We start from the raw sequence: 14,954 nt of genomic DNA on the forward strand, positions 1-14,954 counted from the left end.
AAATAAATAAATAAAATCATGAATAAATACATTTACGCACTGGCATCCATTCTCTTGCTTTTGCAATCCTGTGCTTCCAAAAAAGACATTTTATATTTTCAAGACAGTGCTGAATACAAATCAAGTCGTATTGAGTATGCAGGTTCGTTAATACAACCAAACGATATTTTAAGTATTACTGTGGGAGCAAAAGTTCCAGAAACAGTTATTCCTTATAATATTCAACAATTAGGTTCTAACAGTATGTCTAATATTGAGACAATAAAATTGCAAGGATACTTAGTATCTCCACAAGGCACAATTGTTTTTCCTGTATTAGGTGAAATTCCTGTAGTCAATAAAAGTACTTCTGAGCTGGAACAAGAGCTAAAGAATGTATTAGAGGTAGGTGGCCATTTGATAAATCCTACGGTAAGCATTCGTCTTTTAAATGCTAAAGTTACAGTACTGGGAGAAGTAAATAAACCAGGAACATATTCTTTTACAGAGCAATACCTTACTTTACCTCAAGCTCTAGGATATGCAGGAGATTTAACTATTAATGGTAAAAGAAAAGATATTATACTTATTAGAGAAGCATTAGGTATACGTACTATTAAACACCTAGATCTTACTACGACCGATTGGATGAATAATCCAGATTATACTATTAGACAGAACGATGTACTAGTAGTAAATCCTAATAATTCTAAAGTAAAATCATCAGGCTACATAGGAAATGCAGCTACCATATTAACGATTGCTTCATTGGTATTAAGCACTGTTATTTTGTTAACACGATAATTTAGACATGAATAAAAATACAAATAAAAATAGTTTTTTGGGCTTAGACGAAAATGAAAGCTCAATAAATATTACTGAGGCGTTTAAAAAATATTTGCGCTATTGGCCTTGGTTTTTGGGCTCAATATTACTTTCATTAATAATCGCATTTACATACTTGCGCTATGCAGATGTAATATATACAACAGAAGCGAAAGTTAAGCTTATAGATGATAAAAAAAATACTAATTTTTCTCTGGACATGTCCAAAGTATTTAGTAAATCTGCTATTAACTTAGAAAACGAAATTGCTTTGTTTAACTCATATCGTCTTTCTGAACAAGTAGTGCAGAATTTAAAATTGAATGTAATTTATATTTCAAAAGGAAAAATAAATTCTAAAATAAATTTTAATCCACCATTTGTTATCAATTATGCGCTACCACAAGATAGTTTATCAGATATAATACGGTATGACATAAGTATTACTAAAACAGGATATACAATTTTAGACACAGATTCAGGAAAGACATTGAAAACTAAAGGATATTGGCTTAATAAACCGCTTCCTAATTTCCCGATTACAATCCAGCCATCTGCGAATGAAAGTATAAACTCATTTGTTGATAATACGTATCAAATAATTTTAAAACCTATTAGAGTAGCAACATTAGAGTTAACTAAAGCAGTACAGGTATCCGCAATGGGAAAAGATAGTGATATCATTTCGTTAGTTTTAAAAAATTCTGATGGACAACACGCTCAAGTTATCTTGAATAATTTAATTAAAGTATTTGAAGAGGACGGAATTAAGGATAATCAACAAGTTTCCCGAAGAACAATTGATTTTGTTGATAATAGGTTTGTGTATTTAAAGCAAGAATTAGATGCGATAGAAATATCTAAAAAGGACTATAAAACAAGTAACAATTTAAGTTTTATTCAAGAAGATGCTGGAGTGAGTATAAAAATAAAGTCTGACAAGGAACAAGCACTCTTTGATGTAGAATCTCAATTATTATTGGTCAAACTTCTTCAGGATAATTTATTTAAACAGTCTGGTTTTGATCTTTTGCCTGCTGATATTGGAGTTCAAAATGCTACTATAAATCAGTTAATTGCAGGATATAATACATTAATATTAGAATATCAAAAACTACAAACGAGTGCTGGTAACAATAACCCATCAGTTCAAGTTGTGTTAAGTTCTCTCAAGAATCAAAAAGATAATATTATAAATTCTATAAAAGGCTACAAGCAACAATTAGAAACTACTCGTAATCAAGGTGTATTAGCTCAGCGAACTGCAGATGGTGCTTTTTCGACGTTACCCGAGAAAGAAAAAGTATTACGTAGTATAGAACGTCAGCAAAATCTAAAAGAAAACTTATATCTATTATTGCTTCAAAAAAGAGAAGAAGCTTCTATTAATCTAGCTGTTACGGTACCTAATACAAAAATTATTGATTATGCCATAACAAATAATATTCCTATCTATCCAAAAACTAGTTTTGTCTTTTTAATGGCCTTAATGTTAGGTTTATTTATTCCATTTGGCGCTTTGTATCTGCTTTTTAAATTTGACAATAAGATATATAGCACTAATGATATCGAAAAAATAAACAATCATATTCCTATTCTTGGAGAATTACCTTCATTACAAGAAAATAAAAATGAAAATAATGTAGCTAATTTAGAAGTATTAGAAGCGTTTAGAACGTTAGTTCATAACACCGAATTTATTACTCCATTTGATGATACTAAAAAAGGAAAAATCTTTTTTGTTACTTCATCTATTAAAGGCGAGGGGAAAACTTTTGTATCATTTAATTTAGCTAATACTCTTGCTCAATTAGGCAAAAAAATACTTATTGTAGGTACAGATTTAAGAAACCCACAATTGCATAAACATTTAGATCAATCTAAACTTGACAATAAAGGATTATCTAATTATTTACATAACAGTTCATTGGAATGGCAGGATTTACTCTATAAGAATAAAACAAACGATTTTTCTTTTGATGTATTGTTATCTGGAGATATACCACCTAATCCGATACTTTTATTATCGAGTAAAAGATTTACAACTTTTGTAAATGAAATAAAAGAACTGTATGATATTATAGTTTTTGATACGCCACCTACATTATTGGTTTCAGATTCATTAATTATTTCTAAATATGCAGATACAACCTTGTATGTTGTACGCTCAGGAATGACCGAGAAAAAATTAATCTCTTATTCTAGTAAACTTAATGAAGACAAAAAACTCAATAATATGGGGTATGTAATTAATGATATTGCCAGTGGGTATAATTATGGTCATAATTATGGTTATGGCAGATATGTTGAAAAGAAAACGTTATTTAAGCGTTTATTTAAGAAGTAGTTGAATCTATATTAAATATGCTTTAACCGAAAAGGTCCTCATTTATATGAGGACCTTTTTTATTTTAAGCTATAATATGTTGGAACATGATAAAGTGAAATTAATCCCTGTAAAAGATATTATTCTTCTGCATCAAATCACCAATTTTGTTCTTATTGAAGTAAATTGATTCAGTTGAAAATTGGTTCATTTGCTCTTCATTATGGATATCTGTACCTGTAAAATCATATAAATCTTTCTCGATTAAACGTTCAGCAGTTTTCTGAACTTCCCTGCCGTAGTAGCCAGTTAATGACAATAAATTAAGCTGAAAATAAACACCAAATGCTTTTAATTTTTCAAATTTATCAATATGCTTATGAAAATAAAAGTAACGTTCAGGATGTGCTATTATAATTTTATAATCTTTACATTTTAATTCAAATAGCATTTCATACAAGTCTAGTGGGCAGCTTACAAGTGATAGTTCTACTAAAATGTATGAGTCCTGTAAGCATAAAAGATTTTCTTTACTCAATCGTTCGATCAAAGTATTATCTAACATATATTCACTAGCATATCCTCTTAAAAAAGATTTTTCTTCTTCAGATTCTATAGCAACATTATATGCAGTTTTTATACTTGTGGGAGTATTATTCCAATATTTAACAAAAGTGTGCGGTGTAGCTATCGCACCTGCAATATTGATTTTTTTCATGCCTGAAATAAGCATTTTAGTTTCTTCGATTGTTTTAGCCCCATCGTCAATTCCAGGTAAGAGATGGTTATGAATATCAATATAATGATTAGGTATTAAATCTTTTAAATAATAGCGGGATTTAAATAATGAAAACATATGGAATAGGTGTGTTTTTTGAATAGAACTTTAAAATATTCACTATTTGAGCAATTGTCTTTTGAGATAAAAAAAGGTTTTAATTATTTGTAAGACTCTCATTTAGAATATAAAGCAGTGCCGCAAAGGTAAGTTTATTTAGTTATTTTATTAAATAAGTCAAAAACATAATTCTCCTGATTTAGGACAAAATAACACTTTTTAGACTTTTTAAGATTGTAAAAATCTATCATGGTTTCATGAATCCGGTAGGACTTACTTTTTTATACTTTTTATATATTTTATTAAAATGACTTGCATCTGTAAATCCTAATTTGGCAGCTATTTCATTTACATTATGGCGACCATTTTTAAGTAATTGATCAGCAGCTTTTAATTTTGTCTGAATAATATGTTGCTGAATAGAAACTCCACTGTGTTTTTTTACATAAATACTAATATAGTTAGGGGACATGGCAAATAACTCTGCTATATTTTCAATACGCATTTTTTCAGCATCTAACGCATGTAGACGGGTATAACCTAATATTTGATTTAACTTATCAAGTTCTGTATTACTAGGGCATTGATCTCCGTGTTTAGAAGTAGAATGGCTTCTTGCAACCATCATCATTACTGCGCCAAAAAGCTCTAATACAACTTCACGACTGTAGGCACATTTTTTTGAAAATTCAATTAATAGTATTTTCAATAAGTTGCAAATATGTTCTTTATCTTCTTCATCTGTTATCAAAGTTCCATCTACAGCAGATGGATTTTGTAAAAGAACTTTAATTATTTCCATCCATTTGGCAGTTTTACCTCCTTCAAGTTTTTCTATAAAAAGTTGCTCTGTAAATTTTACGAAAATGAAGCTTGTATTTTCCTCTATCTCAAAAGAATGGGAATCTTCTGGTCTTAATAAAAAAGCATCTCCCTTTTTATAATTGAACATGGTTTCGTTTAGAATGTGATTACCACTTCCTTTCTCTATAAAAATGAATTCATAAAAATTGTGTTTGTGCATTGGAAATTCCCATTCGTCGAGCTGTAATCTAAATACATTTAAGGAATGATAGCTACTAAAACGTTTCATATACTGATGATTAATTTATACAAAAATACAATGAAAATCTACAATATATCTTAGTTGTTAAAAAATATCTTTGCTTTTATAATCCTTTCTGTGTAAACAGAATAATAAATTAAACAATGAGAAAAAAATTAACAACAATAGCTTCTTTAATTACTACTGCTAGTTTCTTAGCAGTAAATGGGCAAGTTCAGGAAGAGAAGCCAATTTTCCATTATTCTGTAATGGACGCAATGCGAAACGGTGTTTACATAGGTGATCTTAGTATAAAATCACTTGCTGCTAAAGGAAGTTTTGGATTAGGTACTTATAATCATCTCGATGGTGAAATGATTGCTCTGGATGGTGTTTTTTATCGTATAGCTTCGGATGGACGTGTTACAAAAGCAGAAGTTGAACGAGAAGTTCCATTTGCATCGGTTGCTTTTTTTAGAGCAGACAAAGAATTTGAGGTGAGTGGTATTAAAAATATTGAAATGCTCCAAAAAGAAATCATAAGCAAACTCCCATCTGCAAATAAGCCGTATGCATTACGAATAGAATGTGTTTTTGAATCTATTGTAGTGGGTGGCGCAAATAAACTCGAAGATTGGGATACTACAGGTTTAGCTGAGTTAATGAAAACAAGGCCTTTATACAAAAAAGGAAATATTTCGGGAACTCTGGTTGGCTTTTATAATCCACCATCTTTTGCAGCTATAGATTTATCACCGTTTCATTTTCACTTTATATCGGATGATAAAACATATGGGGGACATTTAGTTTCTGGAGAATTATCTTCTGTAAAAATAAAAATTAGTATAGACGAAAAATCAGGTTATGAGATTCTTTTGCCAAAGCAAAATAAAACTTTTGATAAACCCTGGCCGCAGCAAAGTAACGCCAAAAGCTCTTATTAATAATTGAGGGGAAAATCTATTTCAAATAATTAAATACAATAAAAATGATAAAATTAAAATTAACAATATTGGCAATCGCTGTAATGACTTTGATTACGAATAGTATGACAGCACAAAATACAAAAGAGATACAACATATTAAGTTTGATGATTTGGGTTGGGAACAGTTGGGAGATAAATTACAACGAAAATATGTATATGGAGAGCAAGGAATGTTAGCTTTATTTAAGATGGATAAAGGAGCAAAAGTACCTTTGCACCAGCATCCTAATGAACAAACATCTTACATTACAAAAGGGAGCGTAAAAGTAACTATGCAAGGCAAAGATTATATCGTTAAGGCTGGAGAAGTACTTATAATTCCAGGGAATATACCACATCAATTTGAATGTCTTGAAGATGGAACACTCGATGTTGACTTTTTTGCTCCTCCTCGTAAAGACTGGATAGAAGGTACTGCAAGTTATTTTGGGAACGCTAATAAAACTAATAACAATCTAGAAGTTGTAGCAGCAATGGATATACGTCCGGGGGATGTAGCTGTATCGGCAGAAGGTCGTGTTTTTGCAACTATACACCCGCTAGGAAGTCAAAAAATACAATTGGTAGAAATTGTAAATGGTAAAGCAATTCCTTATCCATCTGAAAATTTTCAGAAGAATGGTAAAAAAGCTACTGATGCTACATTTGATGCAATGCTAGGACTTATTTTTGATAAAAACAATCAATTATGGGTTATCGATATGGGGCTTGAACTTGGTAAAACAAGGCTTTGGGCTTTTGATATTAGCAAAAATAAAGTAACTCAAAAAATCGAATTACCTTCATCTGTAGCTCCCAAAGGAACTTTTACTCAAGATGTAGCAATAGATGAAAAGAATGGTTTTGCTTATTTAGCTGATATTGCCAATCCGGGAATTATTGTACTGAATTTAAAAACTAAAAATGTTCGTAGATTTAGCGGACATACTTCATTGCAAGCAGAAGATAAAGATATGATTATTAAAGGTAAGGTTACCCATTTTGGCGGTAAACCGGCTCGTGTGGCTATTGATCCTATTACGCTTTCGAATGATCGAGAAACTATATTTTTTGGAGCTATGAATGGTTCTTCTTGGTATAAAGTGTCTGCAAAACTGTTAAGAGATGGTAAAAGTGATGCTGTAATTGGTAATTCGATAGAAAGAGTTGGAAGCAAACCTTTTAGTGACGGAGCAATTACGGATGCAGATGGCAATCATTATTTTACTAACTTGCAAGAACATGCTATTACCAAACTAGATGCTAAAGGTAAATTAACCAATATTATACAAGATAGTGAAAGAATATTATGGCCTGATAATGTTTACCAAGGTCCAGATGGATGGATGTATATTTCAGTAAACCAACTTGATAGTTCGCCTGCATTTACAGGAGCTGGTGATGAGGGCAAACCACCTTATTATATTTATCGTTTTAAAAAATAGACTAATTAAATACTATGTTTACATTCTTCAAGATTTCTGTTTATACGGCTGTAGTAGCTTTTTTTATACTAAGTTTAATTACGCTTAGTGATGTTTTTATTCATAGTAATCAATTTCGTTTTTATGTATTGACTGTTATAGCAGCAGTGATATTTTTTGCGATAGGTTTTACGGGAATTATCATCTATAAAAATTTCAAAAATATCTATGAATACATTTCAAAAGATAATGAACAAAATTTAGCAAAAGGATCTATTCGAAATTTGTTAATGATTTTTGGATTAATGGCAATTGCAATTACGCTATTTACATGCTCACTTTGCATGGGATTATTAGAGAGAATGAGTAGCGGAACTGCTTTATTTGGGTAACAAAAATCCCAATTAATATAAACATACTTATACTAGTTTAGGTAAAAGAAAGCACACAATAATTTTTTATAATTTTATTGTGTGCTTTTCTTTTTATATAGATTATTAAATAAACGTATGTTGTTTAATAATAAGTACTTATTATTTTGTTTACTTGTTGTTAATTTTCAAATTTAATATGAAATTGTATTCTATAAAGATTATAAAAACAAATCTAACTGGTTGATCGAAATTTACAAACATTCAATGATATTTTACAACAAAACAGCTGTAGAATCATATTAACTTTGTTAAAAATTTTAAACTTATAAAAAATGAATTCAACTTTTTTCAAAACAATAATAACTTCAATTTTCATCATGTTATTTTTATCATTTAATGCACAGACAAAAAAAGAAAACAGTACTAAAAATTGGCCAAATGGAGCTCAATTAGTAATTTCAGTATCCATGCAATTCGAAACAGGAGGCCAACCAGAAGGTGCAGAAAGTCCGTTTTCTGGAAGTCCATTACCCAAAGGACAACCAGATTTACCTGCCGAAAGTTGGTTTCGCTATGGAGCAAATGAAGGGATTTACAGAATGCTGGATTTATGGAAGAAATATGATATTAAAGTTACTTCGCATGTAGTAGGTGAAGCTGCTGTAAAATATCCCGAAATTGCAAAAGCTATTGCAAATGGTGGTCATGAAATCGCTGCTCATGGAATGTCATGGAGTAATCAATGGAATATGAGTTATGCTGATGAATTAGCATTTGTAAAAAAAGGAATTGATACTGTAGAATCTATTACTGGTAAAAGGGGAGTTGGATATAATGCAAACTGGTTACGCAGAAGTCCAAACACTCTAAAAGTATTGCAAGAACTTGGTTTTTTATATCATATCGATGATTTAAGTCGTGATGAACCTTTTATCACTAAAGTAAATGGTAAAAACTTTGTCGTAATGCCATATACACTTCGTAATAATGATATTGTAAATGTAGAAGGCAAACATTGGAGTCCAGATCAATTTTTGGCTCAATTAAAAATGGAATTTGACCAACTTTATGAAGAAGGAGCTACCAAAAGAAGAATGATGTCTATTAGTTTTCATGACAGAATAGGCGGAACTCCAGCGATGGTTAAAGCAATGGATAGCTTTATTCAATATACAAAAACTAAAAAAGGAGTCGTATTTATGAGAAAGGATGATATCGCTAAGATGGTTCAAAATGATCCTAAAACGCCTATCGATAATGCCGAAGAAAAGTTTAATAACTAATTATAATTTCCATGCACATTGATCATACTACCATTCGAACAAGGGATATAGACAACACAAAAAAGTTCTTTATTTCTGTATTTGATTTAAAAGAAGGGAAACGGCCCGATGTGATCGAAAAATCTATTCCTGGTTATTGGTTATACGAAGGTAATGACCCAATAGTTCATATCATTCAATCTAATTTAAGATTTGAGCAAAGTAGTAATTATGCTGCCGAAGCAATAGATCATACTGCGTTTTTTATAAATGGATATGAAAAATTTAAGTCAAAATTAGATTCACTAGCTGTAGATTATAGCACAATGGAATTAAAGGATATTAATGAAAAAAGAATCTTTTTGCATACTCCGACAGGAGTCTTGCTTGAAGCTGTTTTTAGAAATGAATAATAAATAAAACAATTAAAATTATGAAAGCAATAGGATTTAAAACATCACTACCAATAACTGAACAAAATAGTTTTTTAGAATTTGAAACTGCTAAACCTATACCAGGTGCAAATGATTTATTGGTAAAAATCAATGCGGTATCTGTAAATCCAGTAGATTTTAAAATTCGCCAGAATAGTGCTGTAAATACAGTTTTAGAAACTCCAAAAATTATCGGCTGGGATGCTGTAGGTATAGTAGAAGCTGTTGGTGAAAATGTAAACTTATTTAAAGTTGGCGACGAAGTATATTATGCAGGAGATATTACGAAACAAGGTAGCAATGCAGAATATCAAATTATAGATGAGCGCATTGTAGGCAGAAAACCAAAATCTCTTACGAATGCTGAAGCTACCGTTATCCCTTTAACAGGTTTAACAGCTTGGGAAATACTTTTTGACCGCATTCGTATTAACCCTGAAAAGGATAAAGGTAAAACGGTTTTAATAATTGGAGGGGCAGGAGGAGTTGGTTCTATTGCCATACAATTGGCTAAAAAAATAGCAGGTTTAACTGTTATCGCCACAGCATCTCGTCCGGAAACTATTGCTTGGTGCAAAGAGCAAGGAGCCGATTATGTGGTTAATCATAAAAACTTGATTTCTGCTGTTAGGGAATTAGGATTCGATAATGTTGATTTCATTCTCGATTTTGTTGATACAAATTCTTATTGGGATATTATGGTGGAGCTTATTAAACCTCAAGGACATATTGCCTCTATTACCGGAAGTAGTGACCCTATTGCCTTGAATAAATTAAAGAACAAAAGCGCTTCGTTTTCATGGGAATTAATGTACACCCGTTCTATGTTTCAAACAAATGATATGCAAGAACAACATAATATTCTCAATAAAATAGCTGATTTATTAGATAATGGAATACTCAAAACTACTTTGAATGAAACATTAACTGGTCTTACGGCTGATAATTTAAAAAAGGCGCATCAACTATTGGAATCTGGAAAAACAATAGGAAAGATTGCTATTGAATTTTAAATTAAAAGATAAACATGCAAGCTACAATAATAAATCCTGCAGGAACCTGGGAACTGTGGACTAATGAATTACGCGATGAACTTAATAATGCTGAAAACAATAGGACAGTAGGTGAAAAATTAGTTTTTGAAAATAAAGAATTTAAAGTTTGGACTATTCATTTACCTGCAGGAAAAGAACTTCCGTTTCATAAACATTGTTTGCGCTATTTCTGGACAGCACTCTCATCTGGCAAATCTATTTCTTACTATAATGATGGTTCTGTAAAGGAAATAATTTATGAAAAAGGAGATACAGTTTATTTTGATAAGCTTAATGAAGAGAATTTTTTCATTCATAATTTAAAAAACACTGGAGAAACAACATTGATTTTTTCAACAGTAGAATTCAAAAAATAAATTACAATTCTAAATTGACATAAAAATGAATTATCAAGAATTATTTCAGAAATATAACTTAAAAGGAATCGAATTACAAAATCGCTTTTTAATGGCTCCTATGACACGTTCTAGAGCTACACAACCCGGAGATGTGCCTAATGCATTAATGGCAGAATATTATGCTCAAAGGAGTATGGCAGGTATTATAATTACCGAAGCAACGCAAATTTCAATGCAGGGTATGGGATATGCAAAAACTCCAGGGATATATAGCCAGGAACAAATAGAAGGATGGAAACTAACAACAGATGCTGTACACAAAAAAGGAGGTAAAATATTTCTTCAATTATGGCATGTAGGCAGGGTAAGCAGTTCTAAAGTAAATGGATTGCAACCTATTGCTCCTTCGGCTTTACTGGCACAAAATACCAATGTTTATATTTTTGATGGCGCTCCAAATGGGGATGCTACTTTTATTCCTGTAGAAAAACCTAGAGAAATGACTAAAATTGATATCGATAACGTAATCCAAGAATTTGTTCTGGGTGCTAAAAATGCTATCGAAGCAGGTTTTGATGGTGTAGAGATTCATGGAGCAAACGGCTATTTAATCGATCAGTTTTTAAGAAGTAATAGTAATAAAAGAACCGATAAATATGGAGGTTCAAAAGAAAATAGAATTCGATTATTAATTGAAATTTCTAAAGCAGTAGTATCAGCTATTGGAAAAGAAAAAACAGGTGTAAGACTTTCTCCTTTTATAAGCTTTAAAGATATGAACGATCCAGAGATTCTGGAAACTATTATGTTAGCTTCGGAGGAGTTGAATAAATTAGATATTGCGTACATTCATCTTTGTGAAGCCGATTGGGATGATGCTCCACAAATTTCAAATGATTTCAGGAAAGAACTTAGAGCTAAATTTAAAAATACAATTATAGCCACTGGTAATAAAACCCCTCAAGAAGGTGAAAAATTAATAGAAAACAATTTGGTTGATTTAATTGGCTTTGGAAGAAAATTTCTGACGAATCCCGATTATCCTAAAAGAGTCAAATTAGATACCTCATTAAATGAAATATCAGATAACCATACTTTATTTGGTGGCGGTACAGGAAGAGGTTACACAGATTATCCTTTTATGGGGTAAAACCTTAATTTAAGAAAAATTTAACTTGCGCAATCGATTGATAAAACTAGTGCTTACCTACGATTAATATGGGTTTATATTGGATTTAAATAAAAAAATAATTATTTTTATAGTATCAATTTATCTACAAATAACATTTTTTTTAACAATTGTATACGCGACTATTGTTTTGATTAAAGATTTTGCTTTATGCATTTAGATTGGTTTTAATTCTTAAAAATTTAATCTTTGAAAAAATGAAAATTCTTATTTTAAAAAAAATCACTTTTTTTATAATCCTTTTTTGCAGTGTAATTACCATGTCTGCTCAGGATAAAGTTGATACTGTTATTATGGTAAATGGAGAAAAAAGAGAAGGCAAAGTTGTATCGGTTAAAGATAATGCCATTAAGTTTATATTTAAGGGAGAATCCCTAGAATATGAATTTAAAAAGCCAGATATAAATGTAATCGTATTTGCCAGCGGAAGAACGGAAGTAGTTAATAAAACGGCTGGTTCCGAAACAATTTCACCAGTTTCTACATCTACAGATCGCAGAGGGAGAATAGCTATATTGCCTTTTGAGTTCATATCTAATGATCCTTCGCTTAATGTTAATTCGATGGCTGAGCAGTTGCAAGCAGAAGGATATTTGTCTGTTAAAGACAATACTTATGGTTTAGACTTGCAAGATCCTATTACAACAAATAGTATATTGGCTAAGAATAAAATTACACATGCTAATTTAAAATCGATAACTCCACAGGAAATGGCCGTATTACTAGGGGTTGAAAATGTTTTATACGGAATTGCCACTGTAACTAATAAAGGAACTTCGTCTTACGGAAGTGGTGTTTCTAGTTATAATGATAAAGAAACCCAAAATAAAGAAGGTCGAAAAGAAACTACTAAATCATCGGGTTCAGCATATAACTCTAATAATGCTACAACAATGATTAATTATGAAACTAAAATTAATCTGAATATTTATAACGATAAAGGATCGAACTTATACTCGGAATCTAGAAATTCTTTTGGAACCGGATTCGATGCTTACCACGCTACAATCAATTATCTTATAAAGCGTTGTCCGTTTGGATCTAAAGCAAAACATTAATAATTGATAACTAATAGTTGATAATAAAAAAGAGCGCTTATGCGCTCTTTTTTATTGAATTGCACTCAATAAAAAATGTTTTACAGGAATTGAAGTACTCTTAGTATAATAGAAATTAAAGCTTCATGATAGGATACTTTTTAACAGTACAATTTGTAAACTACAATTGATTATGTAAGAATATCACCTATATTAGCTATTTTGAATATGAATCCTAACAAATAAGTTTTGAAGCAAAAATATATACTTGAATTTTGGCGAAATGTAGAAATTTTTAATCTTCCGGATTTTAATAAAGATGCTGCTATCATTAAAACTGAGCAAATTTTCCCTTGGGCTTTAAATAAAAATGCAGTAAAAAATAATTATGTCTTACAACACACTTTAATTTTTGGAAAATTAGAAAAAAAGAAGATTGTAGACCAGATTGATCAATTCCTAGAAGGAGAAATTAAAAAAGGAGATTGGGAAGAAACTATTTCTGGTTATACCTGTCTTTCATCGTTAATTCTCGATCAAGGAGGAAGACCTGATGAAAAAAGTTATGTAACAGCTTCATTTTCATTTGGAATAAATGCTTTAATCAAAAAACAAAATTTATCGTCTGTACACACTAATCTCGAAAAATCGAAAGAAGATTTTGAGTCCAGATATAATATTCCTGAAATTCAGAAATCGAGCGAAAATGATGAAAGAGAACAACCTTCAAGAAAAGGAGATATTATTACATGGGCATATTTAAATCAAGAACTAACTTATTTAAAAGAACAATTTGGTATATGGAATAAAGACGATATAACAATTTATCTCCATACTCAGGAAGTTCCTAAGGATAGTAAACCTGATACGGGGTTTCTAAACAGTTTTTACTTAAGTGATTTAAATTATCTATGTCAATTAAATGAAAATGATTATAGCGAAACCTTAAAAAAATTTCTAAATCTATCAGTAGATAAATCTATTAGAAAAGATATTATTCTAAATAAAGAGCACTTATTCAACTCTATAAATCCTAAACTTATGTTGGCCGGCAGATGGCCATCAAGCATAAAATTTAATTTATATACTGCACAACTCGGTGCTGTGAATGATTTATTTAAAGAAGGAGAAAGTGGATCATTTATAAAAGGAATAAACGGACCTCCTGGAACTGGAAAAACTACACTTTTATTAGATATTATTTCCGAGGTTATTGTAAGAAGAGCTAAGGTTATTGCTAAATTAGGTTGTGAAAATATATTTGAAAGTGGATTTAATAAAATAGAAAAAGAAAATGGCTTTACTTTTTATTCGTATAATCTAAAATCGGATTTAAAGAATGATTCTGGAATTGTAATAGCCAGTAATAATAATTCGGCGGTTGAAAATATAACAAAGGAACTTCCAGCAAAAGCGAAAATTGATTCTCTAATATTTCCAGAAGCTGACTATTTTTCAGAATGTTCTGGTAAACTAATTTCTGGAGATAGTTGGGGAATTCTTGCTGCGGCATTAGGAAATAATCAAAATCGCAATATTTTTAAAAATGCTATTTGGAAATCAGATGAAGCTAAAAAAGTAGTAGGTTTAGATGATTTATTACATAGTGTTTATAAGAAAGAAGAAAACGATTCTACATTCTATAATCAGAATCTATTCGAAAAAACAAGAATAAAATTAAAAGAACTTCACAAGCAGTTTGATTCATTTATAAAAAAAACAGAGAAATTTCATCATTCGTTACTTAATTATATTGAGGCCAAAAGAGATAAATTAGTTTTGAAAAAAAAGATAAAAAAAACTGATAAAGAAATAGATAAGTATAACAGTGAAAAAGAAAAATTAGAAAGCAATATTAAAAAT

General features: G+C 30.5%; 14 protein-coding genes. 12 read left to right on the forward strand and 2 right to left on the reverse strand.

All coding sequences use genetic code 11. From position 1 onward, the window contains the following. Positions 1–18 precede the first annotated feature (18 nt). On the forward strand, positions 19–783 hold the full coding sequence (locus tag B8T70_RS22045) for a polysaccharide biosynthesis/export family protein (RefSeq protein ID WP_086896243.1): 765 nt from the start codon (positions 19–21) through the stop codon (positions 781–783). A gap of 7 nt (positions 784–790) precedes the next feature. Further along, complete coding sequence (locus B8T70_RS22050) at positions 791–3,151, forward strand: tyrosine-protein kinase family protein (RefSeq protein ID WP_086896244.1); 2,361 nt, start codon at positions 791–793, stop codon at positions 3,149–3,151. Between the two features lie 100 nt (positions 3,152–3,251). Here the strand turns inward: B8T70_RS22050 and B8T70_RS22055 are convergent, their stop codons facing one another. Both B8T70_RS22055 and B8T70_RS22060 read right to left on the reverse strand, forming a co-directional pair. Further along, entirely contained in the window at positions 3,252–3,986 is a 735-nt protein-coding gene (locus B8T70_RS22055; RefSeq protein ID WP_086896245.1) for a tyrosine-protein phosphatase, read from the reverse strand. A 229-nt stretch (positions 3,987–4,215) separates the two neighbouring features. Beyond that, a complete protein-coding gene (locus B8T70_RS22060) occupies positions 4,216–5,061 on the reverse strand; it encodes an AraC family transcriptional regulator (protein WP_086896246.1) in 846 nt (281 codons plus the stop codon). Positions 5,062–5,177: 116 nt separating this feature from the next. On the opposite strand from B8T70_RS22060, the gene B8T70_RS22065 reads away from it, so the two are divergent. From B8T70_RS22065 to B8T70_RS22110, 10 genes are all read left to right on the forward strand, one after another. Continuing rightward, the gene (locus B8T70_RS22065; protein ID WP_086896247.1) at positions 5,178–5,957 is read left to right on the forward strand and encodes an acetolactate decarboxylase; all 780 of its coding nucleotides are present in this window, start codon (positions 5,178–5,180) and stop codon (positions 5,955–5,957) included. Positions 5,958–6,001: 44 nt separating this feature from the next. Then, the gene (locus B8T70_RS22070) at positions 6,002–7,423 is read left to right on the forward strand and encodes an L-dopachrome tautomerase-related protein (RefSeq protein ID WP_052259487.1); all 1,422 of its coding nucleotides are present in this window, start codon (positions 6,002–6,004) and stop codon (positions 7,421–7,423) included. Positions 7,424–7,437: 14 nt separating this feature from the next. After that, a complete protein-coding gene (locus tag B8T70_RS22075) occupies positions 7,438–7,794 on the forward strand; it encodes a hypothetical protein (RefSeq protein ID WP_086896248.1) in 357 nt (118 codons plus the stop codon). A 314-nt stretch (positions 7,795–8,108) separates the two neighbouring features. Next, on the forward strand, positions 8,109–9,059 hold the full coding sequence (locus B8T70_RS22080) for a polysaccharide deacetylase family protein (RefSeq protein ID WP_086896249.1): 951 nt from the start codon (positions 8,109–8,111) through the stop codon (positions 9,057–9,059). An 11-nt stretch (positions 9,060–9,070) separates the two neighbouring features. Further along, the gene (locus tag B8T70_RS22085; protein WP_086896250.1) at positions 9,071–9,451 is read left to right on the forward strand and encodes a hypothetical protein; all 381 of its coding nucleotides are present in this window, start codon (positions 9,071–9,073) and stop codon (positions 9,449–9,451) included. A 20-nt stretch (positions 9,452–9,471) separates the two neighbouring features. After that, the gene (locus B8T70_RS22090) at positions 9,472–10,485 is read left to right on the forward strand and encodes a zinc-binding alcohol dehydrogenase family protein (protein ID WP_086896251.1); all 1,014 of its coding nucleotides are present in this window, start codon (positions 9,472–9,474) and stop codon (positions 10,483–10,485) included. Positions 10,486–10,499: 14 nt separating this feature from the next. Beyond that, on the forward strand, positions 10,500–10,883 hold the full coding sequence (locus tag B8T70_RS22095; protein WP_052250152.1) for a hypothetical protein: 384 nt from the start codon (positions 10,500–10,502) through the stop codon (positions 10,881–10,883). A gap of 25 nt (positions 10,884–10,908) precedes the next feature. After that, positions 10,909–12,015 (forward strand): alkene reductase, encoded by a 1,107-nt coding sequence (locus tag B8T70_RS22100; protein ID WP_086896252.1) that lies wholly within the window; start codon positions 10,909–10,911, stop codon positions 12,013–12,015. Positions 12,016–12,251: 236 nt separating this feature from the next. Beyond that, complete coding sequence (locus B8T70_RS22105) at positions 12,252–13,112, forward strand: hypothetical protein (RefSeq protein ID WP_123912150.1); 861 nt, start codon at positions 12,252–12,254, stop codon at positions 13,110–13,112. Between the two features lie 228 nt (positions 13,113–13,340). Then, the coding region (locus B8T70_RS22110; RefSeq protein ID WP_369827413.1) for an AAA domain-containing protein at positions 13,341–14,954 on the forward strand (1,614 nt) is incomplete at its 3' end.

The organism is Flavobacterium sp. AJR (assembly GCF_002156885.1).
Classification (GTDB): Bacteria; Bacteroidota; Bacteroidia; order Flavobacteriales; family Flavobacteriaceae; genus Flavobacterium.

Coding starts and splice junctions, on each gene's coding strand:
- B8T70_RS22100 (WP_086896252.1), top strand. CDS start 10,909: ATGAATTATCAAGAATTATTTCAGAAATATAACTTAAAAGGAATCGAA.
- B8T70_RS22090 (WP_086896251.1), top strand. CDS start 9,472: ATGAAAGCAATAGGATTTAAAACATCACTACCAATAACTGAACAAAAT.
- B8T70_RS22095 (WP_052250152.1), top strand. CDS start 10,500: ATGCAAGCTACAATAATAAATCCTGCAGGAACCTGGGAACTGTGGACT.
- B8T70_RS22080 (WP_086896249.1), top strand. CDS start 8,109: ATGAATTCAACTTTTTTCAAAACAATAATAACTTCAATTTTCATCATG.
- B8T70_RS22060 (WP_086896246.1), bottom strand. CDS start 5,061: ATGAAACGTTTTAGTAGCTATCATTCCTTAAATGTATTTAGATTACAG.
- B8T70_RS22075 (WP_086896248.1), top strand. CDS start 7,438: ATGTTTACATTCTTCAAGATTTCTGTTTATACGGCTGTAGTAGCTTTT.
- B8T70_RS22065 (WP_086896247.1), top strand. CDS start 5,178: ATGAGAAAAAAATTAACAACAATAGCTTCTTTAATTACTACTGCTAGT.
- B8T70_RS22055 (WP_086896245.1), bottom strand. CDS start 3,986: ATGTTTTCATTATTTAAATCCCGCTATTATTTAAAAGATTTAATACCT.
- B8T70_RS22070 (WP_052259487.1), top strand. CDS start 6,002: ATGATAAAATTAAAATTAACAATATTGGCAATCGCTGTAATGACTTTG.
- B8T70_RS22085 (WP_086896250.1), top strand. CDS start 9,071: ATGCACATTGATCATACTACCATTCGAACAAGGGATATAGACAACACA.
- B8T70_RS22105 (WP_123912150.1), top strand. CDS start 12,252: ATGAAAATTCTTATTTTAAAAAAAATCACTTTTTTTATAATCCTTTTT.
- B8T70_RS22045 (WP_086896243.1), top strand. CDS start 19: ATGAATAAATACATTTACGCACTGGCATCCATTCTCTTGCTTTTGCAA.
- B8T70_RS22050 (WP_086896244.1), top strand. CDS start 791: ATGAATAAAAATACAAATAAAAATAGTTTTTTGGGCTTAGACGAAAAT.